This window comes from Desulfurellaceae bacterium, from assembly GCA_021296095.1.
In the GTDB taxonomy this organism is placed as follows: Bacteria; Desulfobacterota; Binatia; order Bin18; family Bin18; genus JAAXHF01.
Genome location: JAGWBB010000107.1, coordinates 1 through 2,819 on the forward strand (window position 1 = coordinate 1; position 2,819 = coordinate 2,819).

3 protein-coding genes are annotated in these 2,819 nt (G+C 63.9%); 2 read left to right on the forward strand and 1 reads right to left on the reverse strand.

Annotated elements, in window-relative coordinates; genetic code table 11:
- Positions 1–1,155 (reverse strand): LLM class flavin-dependent oxidoreductase (locus tag J4F42_19510; GenBank protein MCE2487706.1); only part of this gene is annotated, 1,155 nt, incomplete at its 3' end.
- A gap of 132 nt (positions 1,156–1,287) precedes the next feature.
- Here J4F42_19510 and J4F42_19515 point away from each other — a divergent pair.
- A complete protein-coding gene (locus tag J4F42_19515; GenBank protein ID MCE2487707.1) occupies positions 1,288–2,424 on the forward strand; it encodes a thiolase family protein in 1,137 nt (378 codons plus the stop codon).
- Positions 2,425–2,427: 3 nt separating this feature from the next.
- A partial coding sequence (locus J4F42_19520) for an OB-fold domain-containing protein (GenBank protein ID MCE2487708.1) occupies positions 2,428–2,819 on the forward strand: 392 nt, incomplete at its 3' end.

The window sequence follows — 2,819 nt, forward strand, 5'->3', positions numbered from 1 at the left end:
TATCAGTTGGGCCTGCGGCTCCAGGCCGTTGTAGGCGCCCAGGGAAAAATACTCGAACGGAATCTCGGTGTCGATCTCGTCGAGCTGGCGTTTCACCTCGTCCACCGTGCCGGCCACAATCAGGCCGGTGTTCATCACCCGCTCGAGCATCGAGCCCTGGCCCTCGGCCAGCAGGACCGGGAAGAAATGGACCGCGAACTGTGAGAAAAACGGCACAATCGTCTTGTCCACCTTCTCATACGCCTCGTCCCGCGTCTTGCCGATGAACAGGAAACGCAGCAAGCCCTGGCCCTGACCCGGACCGAGGGTCTTGCCGGCCTCGGCCGCACCCTCACGATAGGCCACATCTTGGGCCCGGGCGCCCTGCATGGGCGCGAAATAACAGCAGGTGAAGCCTTCCTGGCCCGACCAGCGGGCCGACTCGGCGCTGCCCGACGAGCTGATGAACACCGGCGGGTGGGGGCGCTGGTAGGGTGCCGGGACGACGCTGATCTGACGCACCCGGTTGTGTTCGTCAATCTCGCCCGGCGCGCCATACTCCTGGGCGCAGGGATAGGCCGGATAATTCTCAATGCCGCTGGCCGGATAGGGCACTTTGAAATACGCCCCGTCGTGGGCAAAGCTCTGCTGCGTCCAGGCTTTCTTGACGATCGTGACCATCTCGCGAAAGATCTGCTGATTGTTCTCGTCGGCCTCGGCCTGCTCGGGCGACTCCCGGTTCGACAGCGTCGGCAGCGATTCATACGCCTGGCCCAGGGTGCGCACCCAGCGCGCCTGGTAGCCACGGGCAAAGCCGACAAAAAAGCGGCCCTTCAAAATGTGGTCCAGCAGCGCGGTCTCTTCGGCTACCCGCAGAGGGTTATGGGTGCCCATCACGTAGCCCAACTGGCCCATCCGCATGCGGGTGGCATACGGCCCCAGCCAGGCGTTCATGATGCCCGGGCAGGGCAGCATCTCAAAGCCCTCGGAATGAAAGTGGTGCTCGATGAAGCTCATGCCCCAGTAGCCCAGGCTATCGGCCGCTTTGACGATATCGACCATGCCGTCGATGATCTCGGCATACTTCTCAACACTGCGCCCGACCGGTCGGAGCCGTTTACGCTCGGCGTTGGAGCTGACCGGCATGGACGGAACCATCTGAATCATTGTTTTCACCCGCGTCCTCCTTGTCGTGCTTCTTAAACCCGTCCGGGCTCACAGCGTCAAGCCCGCCTGCCGGCCAGTTGCCTCGCTTGCATCCGGGTCTGAGGTTTTGTATAGCTCCGGCCAGACACAAGGAGGGAGCCTATGGGGCTGCCTGAGCTACGGGACCGGGTGTGTATTGTCGGCGTCGGCGACACCCCGCAGGGCTCGGTGCCGGACAAAACCGGCGACGAGCTGGCCATTGACGCGGCCCGGGCCGCCCTTGAGGACTGCGGGCTCAACAAGGACGATATCGACGGCCTGTTCGTCCAACCCAGCTACGGCCGCCAGGGCGATTATCTCAAAGTCGGTCTGATGCTCGGCCTGAATCCCAGGGTCGGCGGTGCGGTCGAGGCCTCCGGGGCAACCGGCTGCTACCTGATCCAGCACGCCGCCCTGCTGCTCAACGCCGGCATGGCCAACTACATCCTGCTGGTCTACGGCACAAACCAGAAAACCAACCGCAACCGCTTTGGCGGAGCCTTGCTCGAAGAGCACGCTCCCTACGGCGGCTTCAATCCCTCCGGGCCGTTCGCCTTCGCCTTTCGACGGCACATGCATCTGTACGGCACGACCGAGGAGCAGCTGGCGACGATTGCCATCAACCAGCGCCGGCACGCTGGGCTCAACCCCAAGGCGGCGCAAAAAACCCCGCTGAGCCTCGACGACTACCTGAACGCCCGCTACATCGTGTGGCCGCTGCGCATGTTCGACTACTGCTACATCACCGACGGTGGGCATGCCTTCATTCTGACCACCCCCGAGCGAGCCGCAGACCTCAAGAAACCGCCGGTATTCATCCGTGGCATGGGTCGCCAGGAAGCCTTCCGGGCCTACGAGACGCCCGACCTGGTCATGCAGAGCTTTCAGCAGGAGGCCGCAGCCAGGATGGTCTTCGGCATGGCCGACATGAGCGTGAACGACATCCAGGCGCTGTACGTGCAGGACGCCTACAGCCCGGCCGTGATCGCCGCCCTGGAAAACTACGGCTTTTGTCCGCGCGGCGAGGCCGGCCGCTGGATACAGGGCGGCCGGATCGGCCTGGGCGGCGAGCTGCCGCTCAACGTCAACGGCGGCCAGCTGTCCGAGACGTATATGGTCGGCTGGCAGAACACCTGCGACGCGGTACGCCAGTTGCGGGGCGAGTGCGGCCCGCGGCAAATCCAGGCGGTCGAGCGGATCATGTGTACCTACACCGGCGGATTGCGCGAGCACGCCGGCGCCCTGATTCTGCGGAGGTAAAGCGTGGCCGACTACACCAAACCCCTGCCCGTCATTGAAAAATGGAACGCGCCGTACTGGCAGGCGGCCAAGCGCCACGAGTTTGTGGCCCAACGCTGCCGCGCCTGCGGCTATACCCATCTGCCGCCCGGCCCGGTGTGCACCAACTGCCTGAGCGCCAACCAGGACTGGGTGAGGCTGAGCGGCCGGGGCACGATCTATTCCTACGGCGTGTACTATCAGTGCTGGCACGAGGGCTTTGCCGGGGACATTCCGTATAACGTGGCCCTGATCAGCCTTGAGGAAGGCTTGCAGATCGTCAGTCAGGTGATCGGCTGCGACAACGAGGAACTGGACTGCGGCCTTGCCGTTGAGGTGAGCTTTGACGACATCACGCCCGAGGTCAGTCTGCCCAA

Coding starts and splice junctions, on each gene's coding strand:
- J4F42_19515 (MCE2487707.1), top strand. CDS start 1,288: ATGGGGCTGCCTGAGCTACGGGACCGGGTGTGTATTGTCGGCGTCGGC.